The sequence below is a fragment of the Massilia sp. BHUDP2 genome (assembly GCF_046236355.1).
Taxonomy (GTDB): Bacteria; Pseudomonadota; Gammaproteobacteria; order Burkholderiales; family Burkholderiaceae_D; genus Telluria; species Telluria varians.
Genome location: NZ_JBJUVW010000002.1, coordinates 598,383 through 616,319, shown reverse-complemented (window position 1 = coordinate 616,319; position 17,937 = coordinate 598,383). Strand labels below are relative to the sequence as shown.

At 64.6% G+C, this 17,937-nt stretch carries 15 protein-coding genes; 14 read left to right on the top strand and 1 reads right to left on the bottom strand.

Going from position 1 to position 17,937, the window contains the following annotated elements; translation table 11 throughout:
* Positions 1-48: 48 nt before the first annotated feature.
* Positions 49-1,299, bottom strand: a complete 1,251-nt coding sequence (gene lplT / locus ACK6C6_RS13435) for a lysophospholipid transporter LplT (protein WP_409267714.1) — start codon at positions 1,297-1,299, stop codon at positions 49-51.
* 148 nt (positions 1,300-1,447) lie between these two features.
* Between lplT and alr the strand changes: the two genes are divergently transcribed.
* The 14 genes from alr (at position 1,448) to carB (ending at position 17,915) form a co-directional block, all read left to right on the top strand.
* Positions 1,448-2,554 (top strand): alanine racemase, encoded by a 1,107-nt coding sequence (alr, locus tag ACK6C6_RS13430; protein ID WP_409267713.1) that lies wholly within the window; start codon positions 1,448-1,450, stop codon positions 2,552-2,554.
* The gene (radA, locus tag ACK6C6_RS13425) at positions 2,547-3,923 is read left to right on the top strand and encodes a DNA repair protein RadA (protein WP_409267712.1); all 1,377 of its coding nucleotides are present in this window, start codon (positions 2,547-2,549) and stop codon (positions 3,921-3,923) included. The genes alr and radA overlap by 8 nt, the downstream gene beginning before the upstream one ends.
* 43 nt (positions 3,924-3,966) lie before the next feature.
* A complete protein-coding gene (locus ACK6C6_RS13420; protein ID WP_036215018.1) occupies positions 3,967-4,287 on the top strand; it encodes a PilZ domain-containing protein in 321 nt (106 codons plus the stop codon).
* Between the two features lie 476 nt (positions 4,288-4,763).
* The gene (gene pstS, locus ACK6C6_RS13415) at positions 4,764-5,801 is read left to right on the top strand and encodes a phosphate ABC transporter substrate-binding protein PstS (protein WP_409267711.1); all 1,038 of its coding nucleotides are present in this window, start codon (positions 4,764-4,766) and stop codon (positions 5,799-5,801) included.
* A 167-nt stretch (positions 5,802-5,968) separates the two neighbouring features.
* Positions 5,969-6,901 carry a phosphate ABC transporter permease subunit PstC gene (gene pstC / locus ACK6C6_RS13410; protein ID WP_229445999.1) on the top strand — a complete coding sequence of 311 codons (933 nt, stop codon included), beginning with the start codon at positions 5,969-5,971 and terminating at the stop codon, positions 6,899-6,901.
* Positions 6,901-7,761 carry a phosphate ABC transporter permease PstA gene (pstA, locus tag ACK6C6_RS13405; RefSeq protein ID WP_209588420.1) on the top strand — a complete coding sequence of 287 codons (861 nt, stop codon included), beginning with the start codon at positions 6,901-6,903 and terminating at the stop codon, positions 7,759-7,761. Before pstC ends, pstA begins: the two co-directional genes overlap by 1 nt.
* 17 nt (positions 7,762-7,778) lie before the next feature.
* On the top strand, positions 7,779-8,573 hold the full coding sequence (gene pstB / locus ACK6C6_RS13400) for a phosphate ABC transporter ATP-binding protein PstB (RefSeq protein WP_409267710.1): 795 nt from the start codon (positions 7,779-7,781) through the stop codon (positions 8,571-8,573).
* 33 nt (positions 8,574-8,606) lie between these two features.
* Entirely contained in the window at positions 8,607-9,308 is a 702-nt protein-coding gene (gene phoU / locus ACK6C6_RS13395) for a phosphate signaling complex protein PhoU (protein WP_027865010.1), read from the top strand.
* Positions 9,309-9,310: 2 nt separating this feature from the next.
* Positions 9,311-9,997 carry a response regulator gene (locus tag ACK6C6_RS13390; RefSeq protein WP_313032765.1) on the top strand — a complete coding sequence of 229 codons (687 nt, stop codon included), beginning with the start codon at positions 9,311-9,313 and terminating at the stop codon, positions 9,995-9,997.
* Between the two features lie 18 nt (positions 9,998-10,015).
* Positions 10,016-11,308, top strand: coding sequence for a phosphate regulon sensor histidine kinase PhoR (phoR, locus tag ACK6C6_RS13385; protein WP_409267709.1), 1,293 nt, complete (start codon positions 10,016-10,018; stop codon positions 11,306-11,308).
* A 546-nt stretch (positions 11,309-11,854) separates the two neighbouring features.
* Positions 11,855-12,772, top strand: a complete 918-nt coding sequence (locus ACK6C6_RS13380) for a patatin-like phospholipase family protein (RefSeq protein WP_409267708.1) — start codon at positions 11,855-11,857, stop codon at positions 12,770-12,772.
* 10 nt (positions 12,773-12,782) lie between these two features.
* On the top strand, positions 12,783-13,193 hold the full coding sequence (locus ACK6C6_RS13375) for a heme-binding protein (RefSeq protein WP_209588416.1): 411 nt from the start codon (positions 12,783-12,785) through the stop codon (positions 13,191-13,193).
* 327 nt (positions 13,194-13,520) lie between these two features.
* Complete coding sequence (gene carA, locus ACK6C6_RS13370) at positions 13,521-14,684, top strand: glutamine-hydrolyzing carbamoyl-phosphate synthase small subunit (RefSeq protein WP_036215033.1); 1,164 nt, start codon at positions 13,521-13,523, stop codon at positions 14,682-14,684.
* Positions 14,685-17,915 (top strand): carbamoyl-phosphate synthase large subunit, encoded by a 3,231-nt coding sequence (gene carB / locus ACK6C6_RS13365; protein WP_209588415.1) that lies wholly within the window; start codon positions 14,685-14,687, stop codon positions 17,913-17,915.
* Positions 17,916-17,937 lie beyond the last annotated feature (22 nt).

Sequence of the window (17,937 nt, the reverse complement as noted above, 5' to 3'; positions counted from 1 at the left end):
GTGATACGTATCACATATGCTTTGCGGCTCTGTGATACGTAGAATGAATCAGTGCTTTTCCTCGCCGATCAGCGCCAGCGAATCGTGCTCGCGCTGGTTGGCCGCATGGCGGCGTCCGATGAAGTACATGATGCCCGCCACCGACAGGCCGAACATGACGATGATGATGTCCAGGTCCAGGTTCAGCGTGATCATGATGGCGTACAGGGCCAGCATGGTCAGGATCGACAGGTTCTCGTTGAAATTCTGCACCGCGATCGAGTGGCCGGCGCTCATCAATACGTGGCCGCGGTGCTGCAGCAGCGCGTTCATCGGCACCACGAAGAAGCCCGACAGGAAGCCGATCAGGGCCAGCAGCGGGTAGGCCAGGCTCACCGTGGTCACGAAGACCATGCTGCACACGACCAGGCCCATGATGATCCCGAGCGGTATCACGGTGAGCGATTTGCGCAGCGGGATCATGCGCGCCGCCATCGCCGCGCCCAGCGCGACGCCGATCGCCACCACGCCGATCAGGTTGGTGGCTTTGTCGAGCGGCATGTGCAGCGAGCGCTCGGCCCATTTCAGCACGATGAATTGCAGGGTCGCGCCGGCGCCCCAGAACAGGGTGGTGACGGCCAGCGAGATCTGGCCCAGCTTGTCGCGCCACAGGGTGGCCGAGCAGTTGGCGAAGTCGGCGATCAGCTTGGCCGGGTTGCGCTCCTGGTGTTCGTAGCGCGCGCCGGTATCCGGAATGCGCAGGTTGAACAGGGCCGCCAGGATGTAGACGCCGACCACCACCGCCATCGCCGCTTCGGCGCCGGTGCTCACGCCCGGCAGGTCCAGGCCCAGCAGGAAATTGGCGCCGCGCTCGCTCACCAGGGCGCCGCCGGCCACGGTGCCGAGGATGATCGACATGACGGTCAAGCCCTCGATCCAGCCGTTGGCGGGAACGAGCTTCTCGGGCGGCAGCAGTTCGGTCAGGATGCCGTACTTGGCGGGCGAGTAGACCGCCGCGCCGAAGCCGACCACGGCATAGGCGAGCAGGGGGTGCACGGTCAGGAACATCAGCGCGCAGCCGGAAATCTTGATCAGGTTCGCGATGAACATCACGCGGCCCTTGGGCAGCGAATCGGCGAAGGCGCCGACGAAAGCGGCCAGCAGCACGTAGAACAGGACGAATGACAGCTTCAGCAGGGGTGTCAGCGAAGCCGGGGCGTTCATCGACGTCAGCAGACTGATTGCGACAAAGAGGAGCGCATTGTCTGCCAGCGACGAGAAGAACTGCGCCGCCATGATGGTATAAAAGCCACGGTTCATTCGAAAAGAGTAAAAACTGGTTCGAGTTGCTTTATACCATGAATGCCCCTTGCGCCAAAAGAAAACCCGGCATGTCAAAAGCGCTGCCGCGCCCGGTCCGGTAAAATAGACCCTTTCCCGCACTGCGGCCATTACGCCGGTTTTCGCCATGCCACGCCCGCTTTCCGCCACCATCCACCTCGACTCGATGCAGCACAACCTGCAGCGCGCGCGCATGGAGGCGCCGCATGCGAAGATCTGGGCGGTCGTCAAGGCCAACGCCTACGGACACGGCCTGGAGCGCGGCATGCGCGGCTTCGCCCAGGCCGACGGCCTGGCCCTGGTCGAGACCGAAGGCGCCCTGTGGCTGCGGCAGAATGGCTGGACCAAGCCGATCCTGCTGCTCGAAGGGATCTTCGACGCCTCGGACGTACCGATGCTGGCCGAGCACAACATCAATAGCGCGGTGCATAACATCGAGCAGATCAAGATGCTGGAATACACCCGGCATTTCCGCCCGATCGACGTGCACCTGAAGATGAATACGGGGATGAACCGCCTGGGCTTCACGCCGGGGGAGTACGAGGCGGCCTACCGGCGCGTGCGCGCCATTCCCGACGTGCGCCACATCACCCACATGACCCACTTCGCCAATGCCGACGAGCTGGAGCATCCGCGTCTGACCATCGCCGAGCAGGTGCGCCGCTTCCAGTTTGGCGCGGGCGAGCTGCCGGGCGAGCGCAGCCTGTCGAATTCCGGCGGGGTGCTGCACCAGGGCGAGCTGGGCGATGCCCTGTCGAACGACTGGGTCCGCCCCGGCATCATGCTGTACGGCGGCACCCCGGGCGGCCGCTCGGCCCTGGATTATGGCCTGCTGCCGACCATGACCCTGCGCTCCGAGGTCATCGGCATCCAGCACATCGAGGCGGGCGACACGGTCGGCTACGGCAGCCGCTTCGAGGCGCTAGGGCCGATGACGGTGGGGGTGGTGGCCTGCGGCTATGCCGACGGCTACCCGCGCCACGCGCCGCACGGCACCCCCGTGATCGTGGACGGCGTGCGCACCACGCTGGTGGGCCGGGTCTCGATGGACATGATGACGGTCGACCTGACCCCGATCGCCAATGCCAGGGTCGGCAGCAAGGTGACGCTCTGGGGCGACGGCCTGCCGGTCGACGAGGTGGCCCATGCCGCCGGCACGATCGGCTATGAACTGATGTGCGCCCTCGCCCCGCGGGTGCGTGTGATGGAAGGAAGAATGGGAACCGATGGCTAAGTCACGAACCTCTTTTGTCTGCAGCGAGTGCGGCGCCGTCGCCAGCCGCTGGTCCGGCCAGTGCCCGGATTGCAAGGCCTGGAACACGATGGTGGAAACGGTCGCCGAGCCGCAGGGCGTGAACCGCATGTCGCAGACAGCGCACAAGGCCCTCGCACAGACCGCGCCTGTGTTGTCACTGCGGGACATCGAAGCCCTGGACGTGCCGCGCTTCGGCACCGGCATCGAGGAATTCGACCGCGTGCTGGGCGGCGGCCTGGTGGCCGGCGGCGTGGTGCTGATCGGCGGTGACCCCGGCATCGGCAAGTCGACCCTGCTGCTGCAGGCGCTGGCCAACCTGGCGGCCACCCGCAACACCTTGTATGTGAGCGGCGAGGAATCCGGCGCCCAGATCGCGCTGCGCGCGCGCCGCCTGTCGGTGGATTCGGCCGAGCTCAAGCTGCAGGCCGAGATCCAGCTCGAAAAAATCCTCGGCACGCTGGCCGACCTGAAACCCGAAGTGGCGGTGATCGACTCGATCCAGACCCTGTATTCGGACGCGCTCACTTCGGCCCCGGGCTCGGTGGCCCAGGTGCGCGAATGCGCGGCCCAGCTCACCCGGGTGGCCAAGCAGACCGGCGTGACCATCATCCTGGTCGGCCACGTGACCAAGGAGGGCGCGCTGGCCGGTCCGCGCGTGCTCGAGCACATTGTCGACACCGTGCTGTATTTCGAGGGCGATACCCAGAGCAGCTTCCGCCTGGTGCGCGCCATCAAGAACCGCTTCGGCGCGGTGAACGAGCTGGGCGTGTTCGCCATGACGGAGAAGGGGCTGAAGGGCGTCTCCAATCCCTCGGCGCTGTTCCTGTCGCAGCACGACAGCCAGGTGCCGGGTTCCTGCGTGATGGTGACCCAGGAGGGCACGCGCCCGCTGCTGGTCGAGATCCAGGCCCTGGTCGACGCCAGCCACCTGCCGAATGCACGTCGACTGTCGGTCGGCCTGGAGCAGAATCGCCTGGCGATGCTGCTGGCCGTGCTGCACCGCCATGCCGGCATCGCGGCGTTCGACCAGGACGTGTTCATCAATGCGGTGGGCGGGGTGAAGATCACCGAGCCGGCGGCCGACCTGGCGGTCCTGCTGGCGATCAACTCGTCGATGCGCAACAAGCCGCTGCCGCGCGGGCTGGTGGTGTTCGGCGAAGTCGGCCTGGCCGGCGAAATCCGGCCGGCGCCGCGCGGGCAGGAGCGCCTGCGCGAAGCGGCCAAGCTCGGCTTCTCGATCGCGGTGATCCCGAAAGGGAACGTGCCCAAGCAGAAGATCGAGGGCATGACCATCGTCGCTGTCGAGCGCATCGACCAGGCCTTCACCAAGCTGCGCGAGCTCGACTGAGTACTTATAATATTGCCTGGCTCATCCGTTAATAGTGTCTAACGTGTTCAACGAACAAAGAAAATCCGAACGCAAGGTGCTGCGCGTGCGTGCGCGCGTGGCCATGGAAGGCGCGGCGCCCGTCAGCGGCCGCACCAGCGACCTCGGCGCCAATGGCGTCAGCATCAACCTGCCGGACCCGCTGCTGGTCGGGCAGGCCGGCCAGCTCAGCTTCGACCTGCTGGTCGACGGCAACATTGTGCCCATCAGCGCACGCGCCAAGGCGCTGTATTGCATTTTCAGCAATGGCGAATTCAAGGTCGGCTTCCAGTTCCTGAACCTGGAACTGGCGGCGATGACGGCGGTGGCACGTTTCCTGCGCTGACCAGATCGAGCGGCACAATACAAAGCGGCGAGCGCCCATCGGGCCTCGCCGCTTTTTTCGCCGTATGACATGACCCGGTGATCCGGGCCGACACTATTCGTGATAGTGATCGTGCAGCTTTTCCGAGCCCCCACGGATCTCTTGCCAGATCTCGAAGGCGACCAGCCCGGCCAGGCCGCTGAGTATGCCAAACACCATTACGCTGAACATAAACACTAACGCTTTTCAGCATCCCCTCCCTATGAAGAACACATTTCCAGCTTAGCAGAGGGCGGCGTATTTACAAGGGCGCAGCTAGGCCGGGCAGCTGAATAATTTTATATCCTCCGGCAGTGTGTGACAGGACTGCCGGACTGCGTCAAGATAGCGCCATCGGCTGGATTATTACATCTGTCATCAACTTGTCACATTCGGCCAGTAGACTTCGCAGCGTCAATGAAACGGGACCCGTCCCGGACCTCTCTAAAGGATCCATCATGCGCATGAAGCATCTGTTCGTCTCCGTCGCCATCGCCGCCACCAGCATCGCTGCCAGCGCCCAGGCCGCCAACATCACCGGCGCCGGCGCGACCTTCCCGTATCCGGTCTACGCGAAATGGGCCGAGCTGTACCAGAAGGCATCGGGCACCGGCCTGAACTACCAGTCGGTCGGTTCGGGCGCGGGCATCAAGCAGATCAAGGCCAGGACCGTGAACTTCGGCGCCTCGGACATGCCGCTGCCGGCCGCCGAGCTGAACGCCGCCGGCCTGTTCCAGTTCCCGGCCATCATGGGCGGCGTGGTCCCGATCATCAACCTGCCGGGCGTGGCCCCGGGCCAGGTGCGCCTCTCGGGCGCCGTCCTTGCCGACATCTACCTGGGCAAGATCACCAAGTGGAACGCGCCGCAGATCGCCGCGCTGAACCCGGGCGTCAAGCTGCCGGCCGACGACATCACCGTGGTGCGCCGCGCCGACAGCTCGGGCACCTCCTTCCTGTTCACCGACTACCTGGCGCAGGTCAGCCCTGAATGGAAGTCGAAGATCGGCGCCGGCACCGCGGTGAAGTGGGCGGTGGGCGTGGGCGGCAAGGGCAACGAAGGCGTGGCCGCCAACGTGCAGCGCATCAAGGGCTCGATCGGCTACGTCGAGTGGGCCTACGCCAAGAAGAACCGCATGCAGCACACCCAGCTGCAGAACAAGGACGGCGTCTTCCTGCAACCGAGCGACGACGCCTTCAAGGCTGCCGCAAGCGGCGCCAACTGGGCCGGCACCCCGGGCTTCGCCGTGGTGCTGACCAACCAGGCGGGCAAGGCGAGCTGGCCGATCACCGGCGCCTCCTACATCCTGATGCACAAGACCCAGCCGAACGCCGCGACCGCCAAGGAAGTGCTGAAGTTCTTCGACTGGGCCTACAAGAACGGCGGCGCCGCAGCCGCCGAACTGGACTACGTGCCGATGCCGGACAGCGTGACCAAGCTGGTGCAGGACGCCTGGCGTGCCAACCTGAAGGACGCGGCGGGCAAGGCGGTCTGGTAAATCACCCTCGATAAGAAGTGCGAGGGAGGGCCGGCAGCTCCGGCCCTTCCGTTTGCCAGAAAGATTGACAAAAATCTATGAGCGTACAACCATCCGCCACGCTGCAGGACCTGGCCGATCCGGCAGCGGTCGAAGCAGCCCACCAGTCCGAGGCGCTGCGCAAGACCATGCGCAAGCAGCGCATGCAGGACTTCTTCTTCCACAAGATCACGCTGCTGTTCGCGGCCTCGGTTCTCCTGGTGCTGGTCGGGATCATCGTCTCGCTCGCCATCGGCGCGGCGCCGGCCTTCAAGGAGTTCGGCGCCGGCTTCATTTCGCGCGTGGAATGGGATCCGGTGGGCGACCAGTTCGGCGCCATGATCGCGATCTGGGGCACGCTCGCCACCTCGATCATCGCCTTGGCGGTGGCCTTCCCGATCAGCTTCGGCATCGCCCTGTTCCTGACCGAAATCTGCCCGGTGTGGCTGCGCCGCCCGATGGGCACCGCGGTCGAGCTGCTGGCCGGCGTGCCGTCCATCATCTACGGCATGTGGGGCCTGTTCGTGTTCGCGCCCCTGTTCGCCGACCACGTTCAGCCGCTGCTGAAGAATACCATCGGCCAGCTGCCGGTGATCGGCCAGCTGTTCCAGGGCCCGACCATGGGCATCGGCATCCTGACCGCCGGCCTGATCCTGGCAATCATGATCATCCCCTTCATCGCCTCGGTGATGCGCGACGTGTTCGAGATCGTCCCCACCGTCCTCAAGGAATCGGCGTATGGCCTCGGCTGCACCAAGTGGGAAGTGGTGCGCAAGGTGGTGCTGCCCTATACCCGCAACGGCGTGGTGGGCGGCGTCATGCTGGGCCTGGGCCGCGCGCTGGGCGAGACCATGGCCGTCACTTTTGTCATCGGCAATGCCCACGACCTGTCCTGGTCGCTGTTTTCGGCCGGTAACTCGATTTCCTCGACCCTCGCCAACGAATTCGCCGAGGCCGCCACGCCGCTGCACTCGTCCTCGCTGTTCGCCCTGGCCCTGATCCTGTTCGCCATCACCTTCATCGTGCTGTCGGCCGCCAAGCTGATGCTGGTCGGGATGTCGCGCAAGGAAGGCACCAAATAATGACTACCACTGCAAAGAACCCGGTCTACCGCAAGCGCCTGCTGGCGCACCGCATCGGCATCGTCCTGTCGATCCTGGCCATGGGCATCGGCCTGGCCTTCCTGGCCTGGATCCTGGCGACCCTCCTGATCAACGGCCTCGGCGCGCTCTCGTGGAACATGTTCACGGCCGATACCCCGGCGCCGGGCAGCGAAGGCGGCGGCCTGCGCAACGCCATCGTCGGCAGCCTGATGATGGTCGGCCTGTCGACCCTGGTCAGCACCCCGATCGGCATCCTGGCCGGCATCTACCTGGCCGAATACGGCGAGAACAACCGCTTCGCCCAGGTGACGCGTTTTGTCACCGACATCATGCTCTCTGCCCCGTCGATCGTGATCGGCCTGTTCGTCTACGCCCTCTACGTCGCCAACGTGCAGCACTTCTCGGGCTACGCCGGCAGTATCGCGCTCTCGCTGATCGCGATTCCGGTGGTGGTGCGCACCACCGACAACATGCTGCGCCTGGTGCCGAACAGCCTGCTCGAGGCAGCCTACGCCCTCGGCGCGCCGCACTGGAAGGTGGCGATGACGGTGCGCCTGCGCGCCGTGAAGGCCGGCGTCGTCACCGGCGTGCTGCTGGCCGTGGCCCGCATCTCGGGCGAAACCGCGCCGCTGCTGTTCACCGCCCTGAACAACCAGTTCTACAGCAACGACATGAACGCGCCGATGGCCAACCTGCCGGTGGTGATCTTCCAGTTCGCGATGAGCCCCTACGACGACTGGCGTTCGCTGGCCTGGGGCGGCGCGCTGCTGGTGACCTTTACCGTGCTGCTGCTGAACATCCTGTCGCGGACCCTGTTCAGCCAGAAGACTCCGCGTTAATCTACCTTTAATAAGTGATGACCCAAGCTATGCAAAACCAGGTGCCGACCGCTGCCAAGAGCAAAACGATCGAGATCGAAGGCCTGAACTTCTTCTACGGTAAGACGCAGAGCCTGAAAGACGTGTCGCTCGACATCCACGACAAGCAGGTCACGGCCTTCATCGGGCCCTCGGGCTGCGGCAAGTCGACCCTGCTGCGTACCCTGAACCGCATGTACGATCTGTATCCGGGGCAGCGCGCCGAGGGTTCGATCATGTACCGCGGCCGTAACATCCTCGAGCCGGGCGTCGACGTCAACATGCTGCGCGCCAAGGTCGGCATGGTGTTCCAGAAGCCGACCCCGTTCCCGATGTCGATCTACGACAACATCGCCTTCGGCGTGCGCCTGTACGAGAACCTCTCGAAAGGCGAAATGGACGAGCGCGTCGAATGGGCGCTCAAGAAAGCGGCCCTGTGGGAGGAAGCCAAGGACAAGCTGAACAAGAGCGGCCTGTCGCTGTCGGGCGGCCAGCAGCAGCGCCTGTGCATCGCCCGCGGCGTCGCGGTGAAGCCGGACGTGCTGCTGCTGGACGAGCCGACCTCGGCGCTGGACCCGATCTCGACCGCCAAGATCGAGGAACTGATCAGCGAACTGAAGCGGGACTACACGATCACCATCGTGACCCACAACATGCAGCAGGCCGCGCGCTGTTCCGACTATACCGCCTACATGTACCTTGGCGAACTGGTCGAATTCGGCGAGACTGACCAGATCTTCATGAATCCGGCTCGCAAGGAAACGCAAGACTACATCACTGGCCGTTTCGGCTGACCGAACAATACGAACCTGACTGGAGAGCAGTATATGACTGGCGAGCATTCATCCAAACAGTATGACCAGGAGCTGGAAGCGATTCGTTCCAAGGTCCTGCTGATGGGCGGCATGGTGGAAACCGCGTTCGACGAGGCGATGGAAGCCTTCCGGGCGGGCGACGCGGCGCGCGCCGAGCGCGTGATCGCCGACGACCACGCGGTCAACCAGCTCGAAGTGCAGCTCGATGACGCCTGCAGCCACCTGATCGTGCGCCGCCAGCCGACCGCGAACGACCTGCGCACCGTGATGGCGACCATCAAGGTCATCACCGACCTGGAACGCATCGGCGACGAGGCCACCAAGATCGCGCGCAGCACCAAGAGCCTGCACGAACGCGGGGGCGGGTCCTTCGCCCACTACGACACCGTGCGCACCATCGCGCGCGCCGCCTCCGACATGCTGCACGGCGCGCTGGATGCCTTCGCGCGCCTGGACGGCAAGCAGGCGCTCGAACTGATCGCGGCGGACGAAGTCATCAACCACGAGTTCCGCACCATCATGCGCAACGTGATCACCTTCATGATGGAAGACCCGCGCACGATCTCGTCGGCGCTGGACACGCTGTGGGTGGCCAAGGCCATCGAGCGCATCGGCGACCACGCCAAGAACATCGCCGAATATGTCATCTACGTGGTGGAAGGGCGCGACATCCGCCACAGCAAGCCGGCGCCGACCGAACAGGCGGGTGTCTAGGCATGGCGGACAACACGAGCGTCCTGGTGGTCGAAGACGAACCCGCGATCGTCGAGCTGGTGAAGTATTCGCTGCGTGAAGCGGGCTGGGACATCCGCAGCGCCGACACCGTGGGCGGCGCCTGGGACAGCATCACGCGCGGCAAGCCCGACCTGGTGCTGCTGGACTGGATGCTGCCCGACCAGAGCGGCCTGCGCCTGTTGTCGCGCTTGCGCGGCGACCGCGATTTCCAGGAGATCCCGGTCATCATGCTGACCGCCAAGAGCATGGAAGAAGACAAGCTGGCCGGCCTGAACACCGGCGCGGACGACTATGTCACCAAGCCGTTCTCGCCGCGCGAGCTGCTGGCCCGGAGCCGCGCGCTGCTGCGCCGCAAGAGCCCGCACCTGGCCGAGGCGCCGCTGCGCGCCGGGAGCGTGGTGCTGGACCCGAACAGCTGCACCGTGACGGTGGAGAACCAGCAGATCGAGATCGGCAATGCCGAATACAAGCTGCTCAAGTTCCTGCTGGCGCACCGCGAGCGCGTGTTCTCGCGCGCCCAGCTGCTCGACAAGGTGTGGGGCGACCATGCCGTGATCGAGGAGCGCACGGTGGACGTGCACGTGCTGCGGCTGCGCAAGGCGCTCCGGAGCGCCGATGGCCTGATCCGCACCGTGCGTAGCGTCGGCTACATGCTGTCCGAGAAGTAAAGGGCGGCGATGCGCTCGATGAACCCGAAGCTGCTGTTCTGGGTGCCGGCACTGCTGCGCCTGGGCCTGATGTTCGCCGCTGCCGGCATCGTCTGGTGGATGGCGAGCCTGGTCGAGGCCCTGGTCTTCGCGCTGGCGGCGCTGGTGATCGCGCTGTTCGTGCAGCTGCGCTACCTGCACGAGCTGGGCGAATGGCTGAACCACCCGCACTCGAGCCGCTTGCCGGACGGCTGGGGCGCCTGGACCGACGTGTTCGCGCGCCTGTACCGCCTGCGGCGCGAGGACGAGCGCCACCAGGCCGAGATGGCCGAGTGGCTGGCGCGCTTCCGCCAGGCCATGCAGCTGTTGCCGGAAGGCGTGGCGATCATGGACGACGTCCTGTTCCTGGAATGGTGCAACGAGGCGGCCGAGCGCCACCTGGGCCTGACCATGGCGCGCGACAAGGGCCTGCGCGTGACCAACCTGGTGCGCCACCCCGAATTCATCGACTACGTGATCCTGGGCCGCTACGAGCAGCCGCTCACCTTGTCCTTCCGCGGCCGCAAGCTCGAGTGCCGCATCATCCCGTTCGAGAACCGGCGCCAGATCCTGGTCACGCACGACGCCACCGATACCGAACGCATCGAAGCGATGCGCCGCGACTTCATCGCCAACGCCTCGCACGAGCTGCGCACGCCGCTGACGGTGATCGTCGGCTTCCTGGAGATCGCGATGTCCGATCCGGGCCTGGACGTGGCCACCCGCACCGCGCACCTGGAGCTGATGACCGAGCAGGCGCACCGCATGCAGCGCCTGATCGGCGACATGCTGACCCTGTCGCGCCTGGAGTCGGACGAGTTCCCGTTCAAGCGCGAACGGGTCGACATGCGCGCGCTGGTCGACTCGGTGGCGGCGGAGGCGCGCGCCCTGTCGGGCGGGCGGCATGGGGTGGAAGTCGCGTTCGACGGACCGGACGTGATGGGCAGCCTGGAAGAGCTGCGCAGCGCCTTTGCCAACCTGGCCTCGAATGCGGTGCGCTACTCGCCGAACGGCGGCAGCATCCGGCTGGCCTGGAGCCGTGGACCGGACGATCTGCGCTTCACGGTCACGGACAGCGGCATCGGGATCGAGCCGATCCATATCTCACGGCTGACCGAACGTTTTTACCGAGTGGACAAGAGCCGCTCGCGCGAGACCCAGGGCACCGGGCTCGGCCTGGCGATCGTCAAGCACGTGCTGCTCCGGCACGGCGGGCGATTGCAGATCAGTTCGGTACCGGGGCAGGGGAGCAGTTTCACCGCGGTGTTGCCGAATACCTCGCTGCCGGGCTAGGGTTCGATCGAGGCCTAGCCAGTTACTTAGCGCGACGCTCGCGGATGGGCGACGTATGAGAGGTTGACGGATCCACGGTCGATCAACAACAAAAAGAAGGGCTGCCCAAAGGGCAGCCCAGCACAGTCTTGAGATCCCGCGATGCAGTGCGTAATCGCGAGCCCGACGGCTCTTTACCCTATATAGTCCTACAGTCCACTAAGCGTGCACTAGCACAGACGAAAAATTGGCTAGGGGCCTCGGTTTTTAACATCGCTGCAGGTGAACTATATAGGTGGTGCCAGGAAGAATCAATATTGGCTTGAGTTTGCGGCGAACCGCAGCGCCGGTACGGCTCGTTTGGCACCGCCAGGTTTCGAGCGGTAGTTGCACACTGTCGGACTGGTGATCGGGAAGAAAAACAAAAACTGGGCACGGTTCGCGAACGGTATTCGCCGTCTTTTTTCCTCCCCAAGTCCTGCCTTCTTTGTCCGCAGAACCAGGCTTGCTGAGCGGCCTGCGGATGACTCAGGTTACAATCGTGTTTCGTTCGCTCAAGCACCCCATATGTTCTCTCGCCGTAGCTCCCTGATCGCCTGCGCCGCGCTGTTCCTGAGCGCCTGCGGCAGCACCCCGACCCAGCCTCCCGCAACGCCCGTCGCCCAGCAGGTGACGCCGCCCCCGCCGCCACGCAAGGTGAGAATCGGCCTGGCCCTCGGCGGCGGCGCCGCCCGCGGCTTCGCCCACATCGGCGTCATCAAGGCGCTCGAAGCCCAGGGCATCGTGCCCGAAATCGTGGTCGGCACCAGCGCCGGCTCGGTGGTCGGCTCCCTGTACGCCTCCGGCCTGAACGGTTTCGCGCTGCAAAAGACCGCGCTGGCCATGGACGAGGCCACGATCTCCGACTGGGCGCTGCCGCTGTTCGGCAAGTCGACCGGGGTGCTGAAGGGCGAGGCGCTGCAGAGCTACGTCAACAAGGCTGTCAACAACGTGCCGATGGAGCGCCTGAAGATCCGCTTCGGCGCCGTCGCCACCGACCTCAAGACCGGCCAGCCGATCCTGTTCAACAAGGGCAATACCGGCATGGCCGTGCGGGCCTCCTCGGCGGTGCCGAGCGTGTTCCAGCCGGTGAAGATCGGCGCCAAGACCTATGTCGACGGCGGCCTGGTCGCGCCGGTGCCGGTCAAGTTCACCAAGGACATGGGCGCCGAGTTCATCATCGCGGTGAACATCTCCAGCGCCACCGAAGGCGCCGCCACCGCCAGCTCGCTTGACGTCCTGATGCAGACCTTTAGCATCATGGGGCAACGCCTGAATCACTTCGAGCTGAAGGAAGCCGACATCGTCATCACGCCGAACCTCGGCAACATGGGCAGCGCCGACTTCAGCAACCGCAACCTGGCGATCCTCGCCGGCGAGCAGGCGGCAGCCGCCGTCATGCCGCAGATCAAGGCCAAGCTCAAGGCCAAGCAGCAAGGACAATAAAGGAACCAAGATGAAAACCAAGCCTTATCTCACCCTCGAAGACGTCAAGAAGATCGCCGCTGGCGCCGAGGCCGAAGCGCTGCGCAATAACTGGGCGGTGGCGTTCGCCATCGTCGACGACGGCGGGCACCTGCTGTGGTTCCAGCGCCTCGACGGCGTACCGCCGGTGTCCTCGCATCTTGCCCCGGCGAAGGCCCGGACGGCAGCGCTGGGCCGCCGCGAGTCGCGCATCTACGAAGAAATCATCAACAACGGCCGTGTGTCCTTCCTGTCCGCGCCGGAACTGGAAGGCATGCTGGAAGGCGGCGTGCCGGTGATCGTCGACGGCCACGTGATCGGTGCGGTGGGCGTGTCGGGCGTCAAGTCGACCGAGGACGCGCAGATCGCGAAGGCCGGCATCGCCGCCCTGACCGGCGAATAACAGCCGGGCTCGTCATGTAGCTGCAAGGGAAAGGCACCTGCGGGTGCCTTTTTCTTTATTTCGCAAAAGCAGCAAAACACGGTTTGCGCGCCGCTTCCACGCACGATTGGGCAAAATCAGCGCCACTTTTGTAGAATTGCTGCATTGCCGAATAGGTCGATTCCGCGCTATAATTCGGAAGTTTAACCATTCACACATTTGCCGTAGCGCCTACCCACCATCCCTCATTCAACTAGATGTCCAGCTACCGGCAAGCAGTCTCCGCCCGGGTTTGTTGGATGCCGGTCTGACGTGGCGAAGCTACGGTAACTTTATTGGGAGTTACCCTTGCCGCCATTTTTTTCTGGCCCAGCCGTCCCGGCCATCCTGGCCCTCGCTGACGGAACGATTTTCAAAGGATATTCCATTGGAGCCACCGGTCACACGACCGGCGAAGTGGTGTTCAACACCGCGATTACCGGCTACCAGGAAATCCTCACCGACCCCAGCTATTCGCGTCAGATCGTCACCCTGACGTACCCGCACATCGGCAACTACGGCGTCAACCCGGCCGACGTCGAGGCCTCCAAGGTCCACGCCGCCGGTCTGATCATCCGTGACCTGCCGCTGCTGGCATCGAATTTCCGTTCCACCCAGTCGCTGTCGGACTACCTGAAGCAAGAAAACGTGGTCGCCATCGCCGGCATCGACACCCGCAAGCTGACCCGCATCCTGCGCGAGAAGGGCGCGCAAGCCGGCGCCATCCTGACCGGCATCCAGGGCAAGGAGCCGCTGGAAACGCAGGCGCTGGAACTGGCGCGTTCCTTCCCGGGCCTGGCCGGCATGGACCTGGCCAAGGTCGTGTCCGTGAAAGAACCCTACGTGTTCACCGAGACCGAGTGGAAGCTCGGCGAAGGCTTCGGCAAGCAGGACAATCCCCAATACCACGTGGTCGCTTTCGATTACGGCGTCAAGCGCAACATCCTGCGCATGCTGGCCGAGCGCGGCTGCAAGGTGACCGTGCTGCCGGCCCAGGCGACCGCCGCCGACGCGCTGGCGCTCAATCCTGACGGCATCTTCCTGGCCAACGGCCCGGGCGACCCCGAGCCGTGCGACTATGCGATCAAGGCCAGCGCGGAGCTGATCGAGAAGGGCATCCCGACCTTCGGCATCTGCCTCGGCCACCAGATCATGGCGCTGGCCTCCGGCGCCAAGACCATGAAGATGAAGTTCGGCCACCATGGCGCCAACCACCCGGTGCAGGACCTCGATTCGAAGAAGGTCCTGATCACCTCGCAGAACCACGGCTTCGCGGTCGACCCGGAGACCCTCCCGGCCAACTGCCGCGTCACCCACGTGTCGCTGTTCGACGGTTCGCTGCAGGGCTTCGAGCGTACCGACAAGCCCGCCTTCTGCTTCCAGGGCCACCCGGAAGCCTCGCCCGGCCCGACCGACGTCGCCTACCTGTTTGACCGCTTCATCGGCCTGATGCAAGCAGCGGAGAAAAAGTAAATGCCAAAACGTAGTGATATCAAAAGCATCCTGATCATCGGCGCGGGTCCGATCGTCATCGGCCAGGCGGTCGAATTCGACTACTCGGGCGCCCAGGCCTGCAAGGCCCTGCGCGAGGAAGGCTACAAGGTCATCCTGGTCAACTCGAACCCGGCGACCATCATGACCGACCCGGAAACGGCGGACGTCACCTACATCGAGCCGATCACCTGGAAGGTCGTCGAGCGCATCATCGCCAAGGAGCGTCCGGACGCGATCCTGCCGACCATGGGCGGCCAGACCGCGCTGAACTGCGCGCTCGACCTGCACCACAACGGCGTGCTGGAAAAGTACAAGGTCGAGCTGATCGGCGCGACCCCGGAAGCGATCGACAAGGCCGAGGACCGCTCCAAGTTCAAGGATGCGATGACCAAGATCGGCCTCGGTTCGGCGCGCTCGGGCGTGGCGCACTCGATGGAAGAGTCGTGGGCGGTGCAGCGCGAGCTGGGCTTCCCGACCATCATCCGTCCGTCCTTCACCATGGGCGGCAGCGGCGGCGGCATCGCCTATAACGAAGAAGAATTCGAAGCGATCTGCAAGCGCGGCCTGGAAGCCTCGCCGACCAACGAGCTGCTGATCGAAGAGTCCCTGCTCGGCTGGAAAGAGTACGAGATGGAAGTCGTCCGCGACAAGAAGGACAACTGCATCATCATCTGCTCGATCGAAAACCTGGATCCGATGGGCGTCCACACCGGCGACTCGATCACCGTCGCGCCGGCGCAGACGCTGACCGACAAGGAATACCAGATCATGCGCAACGCGTCGATCAACGTGCTGCGCGAGATCGGCGTCGACACCGGCGGCTCGAACGTGCAGTTCGCGATCAACCCGAAGGACGGCCGCATGATCGTCATCGAGATGAACCCGCGCGTGTCGCGTTCTTCGGCGCTGGCCTCGAAAGCCACCGGCTTCCCGATCGCCAAGGTCGCGGCCAAGCTGGCAGTGGGCTTCACGCTGGACGAGCTGCGCAACGAGATCACCGGCGGCGCGACCCCGGCGTCGTTCGAGCCGTCGATCGACTACGTCGTCACCAAGATCCCGCGCTTCACCTTCGAAAAATTCCCGACCGCGGACAAGCACCTGACCACCCAGATGAAATCGGTGGGCGAGGTGATGGCCATGGGCCGCACCTTCCAGGAATCCTTCCAGAAGGCCCTGCGCGGCCTGGAAGTGGGCGTGGACGGCCTGAACGAGAAGACCCGCGACCGCGAGAAGATCGAAGAGGAACTCGGCGAGCCGGGCCCGGAGCGCATCTGGTACGTGGGTGACGCATTCGCCCAGGGCTTCACCCTGGAAGAGGTGCACAACCTGACCAAGATCGACCCGTGGTTCCTGGTGCAGATCAAGGAGATCGTCGACATCGAACTGTGGCTGGATCACCAGAAGCTCGAGAGCCTGGACAAGCCGCTGCTGTACAAGCTGAAGCAGAAGGGCTTCTCGGACCGCCGCCTGGCCTTCCTGATGCAGACCACGCCGCAAGCCGTGCGTGCGCGCCGCCATGAGCTGGGCATCCGTCCGGTGTACAAGCGCGTCGACACCTGCGCCGCCGAGTTCGCGACCAACACGGCCTACATGTACTCGACCTACGACGAGGAGTGCGAGTCCAACCCGACCGACAAGAAGAAGATCATGGTGCTGGGCGGTGGCCCGAACCGTATCGGCCAGGGCATCGAATTCGACTACTGCTGCGTGCACGCGGCCCTCGCCATGCGCGAAGACGGCTACGAGACCATCATGGTCAATTGCAACCCGGAGACCGTGTCGACCGACTACGACACCTCGGACCGCCTGTACTTCGAATCGCTGACCCTGGAAGACGTGCTGGAAATCGTCGACCTGGAGAAGCCGGAAGGCGTGATCGTCCAGTACGGCGGCCAGACCCCGCTCAAGCTCGCCCTGGACCTCGAAGCCAACGGCGTGCCGATCATCGGCACCTCGCCGGACATGATCGACGCGGCCGAAGACCGCGAGCGCTTCCAGCAGCTGCTGCAGAAGCTCGGCCTGCGCCAGCCGCCGAACCGCACCGCGCGCACCGAAGCCGACGCCCTGGCGCTGGCCGACGAGATCGGCTACCCGCTGGTGGTGCGTCCGTCCTACGTGCTGGGCGGCCGCGCCATGGAAATCGTCCACGAGCAGCGCGACCTCGAGCGCTACATGCGCGAAGCGGTCAAGGTCTCGCACGATTCGCCGGTGCTGCTGGACCGCTTCCTGAACGACGCCATCGAAGTCGACGTCGACTGCATCTCGGACGGCGAAGCCACCTTTATCGGCGGCGTGATGGAACACATCGAACAGGCCGGCGTGCACTCGGGCGACTCGGCCTGCTCGCTGCCGCCGTACTCGCTGTCGCCGGAGACCATCGCCGAGCTGAAGCACCAGACCTCGCTGATGGCCAAGGCCCTGAACGTGGTCGGCCTGATGAACGTGCAGTTCGCGATCCAGCAGTCCGAAGTCGACGGCAAGACCGTGGATACGGTCTTCGTGCTGGAAGTGAACCCGCGCGCATCGCGTACCGTGCCTTTCGTGTCGAAGGCGACGGGGCTGCAGCTTGCAAAAATAGCGGCGCGCTGCATGGTGGGCCAGAGCCTGGCCCAGCAGGGCGTCACCAAGGAGGTGACCCCGCCGTTCTACAGCGTCAAGGAAGTCGTGTTCCCGTTCGTGAAGTTCCCAGGCGTCGACACCATCCTGGGACCGGAAATGAAGTCGACCGGCGAAGTGATGGGCGTGGGCGAGACCTTCGGCGAAGCCTTCGTGAAGTCGCAGCTGGCGGCCGGCATCAACCTGCCGACCAAGGGCACGGTGTTCCTGTCGGTGAAGGGCGCGGACAAGCCGCGCGCCGTCTCCGTGGCGCGCGAACTGGTGGCGCTGGGCTTCTCGCTGGTGGCCACCAAGGGCACTGCGGCCGTCATCGAAGCGGCCGGCATCCCGGTGCGCCAGGTGAACAAGGTGCTGGAAGGCCGTCCGCACGTGGTCGACATGATCAAGAACCGCGAGATCGTCATGGTGGTGAACACCGTGGAAGAGAAGCGTTCGGCGATCACCGACTCGCGCACCATCCGTACCTCGGCCCTGCAGTCGCGCGTGGTCACCTACACGACTATCGCCGGCGCGGAAGCCGCGATCGAGGGCATGCGTCACCTGGACGAGCTGCGCGTCTACGATTTACAAGGTCTTCATAAAACCTTAAACTAAGCAGCACGTAGTACCAACGCAA

Excerpts from the sequence above, each read along its gene's own strand:
- phoU (WP_027865010.1), top strand. The coding sequence starts at position 8,607 with ATGACTGGCGAGCATTCATCCAAACAGTATGACCAGGAGCTGGAAGCG.
- ACK6C6_RS13375 (WP_209588416.1), top strand. The coding sequence starts at position 12,783 with ATGAAAACCAAGCCTTATCTCACCCTCGAAGACGTCAAGAAGATCGCC.
- pstS (WP_409267711.1), top strand. The coding sequence starts at position 4,764 with ATGCGCATGAAGCATCTGTTCGTCTCCGTCGCCATCGCCGCCACCAGC.
- phoR (WP_409267709.1), top strand. The coding sequence starts at position 10,016 with ATGAACCCGAAGCTGCTGTTCTGGGTGCCGGCACTGCTGCGCCTGGGC.
- lplT (WP_409267714.1), bottom strand. The coding sequence starts at position 1,299 with ATGAACCGTGGCTTTTATACCATCATGGCGGCGCAGTTCTTCTCGTCG.
- pstA (WP_209588420.1), top strand. The coding sequence starts at position 6,901 with ATGACTACCACTGCAAAGAACCCGGTCTACCGCAAGCGCCTGCTGGCG.
- alr (WP_409267713.1), top strand. The coding sequence starts at position 1,448 with ATGCCACGCCCGCTTTCCGCCACCATCCACCTCGACTCGATGCAGCAC.
- ACK6C6_RS13380 (WP_409267708.1), top strand. The coding sequence starts at position 11,855 with ATGTTCTCTCGCCGTAGCTCCCTGATCGCCTGCGCCGCGCTGTTCCTG.
- pstC (WP_229445999.1), top strand. The coding sequence starts at position 5,969 with ATGCGCAAGCAGCGCATGCAGGACTTCTTCTTCCACAAGATCACGCTG.
- ACK6C6_RS13390 (WP_313032765.1), top strand. The coding sequence starts at position 9,311 with ATGGCGGACAACACGAGCGTCCTGGTGGTCGAAGACGAACCCGCGATC.
- radA (WP_409267712.1), top strand. The coding sequence starts at position 2,547 with ATGGCTAAGTCACGAACCTCTTTTGTCTGCAGCGAGTGCGGCGCCGTC.
- pstB (WP_409267710.1), top strand. The coding sequence starts at position 7,779 with ATGACCCAAGCTATGCAAAACCAGGTGCCGACCGCTGCCAAGAGCAAA.
- carB (WP_209588415.1), top strand. The coding sequence starts at position 14,685 with ATGCCAAAACGTAGTGATATCAAAAGCATCCTGATCATCGGCGCGGGT.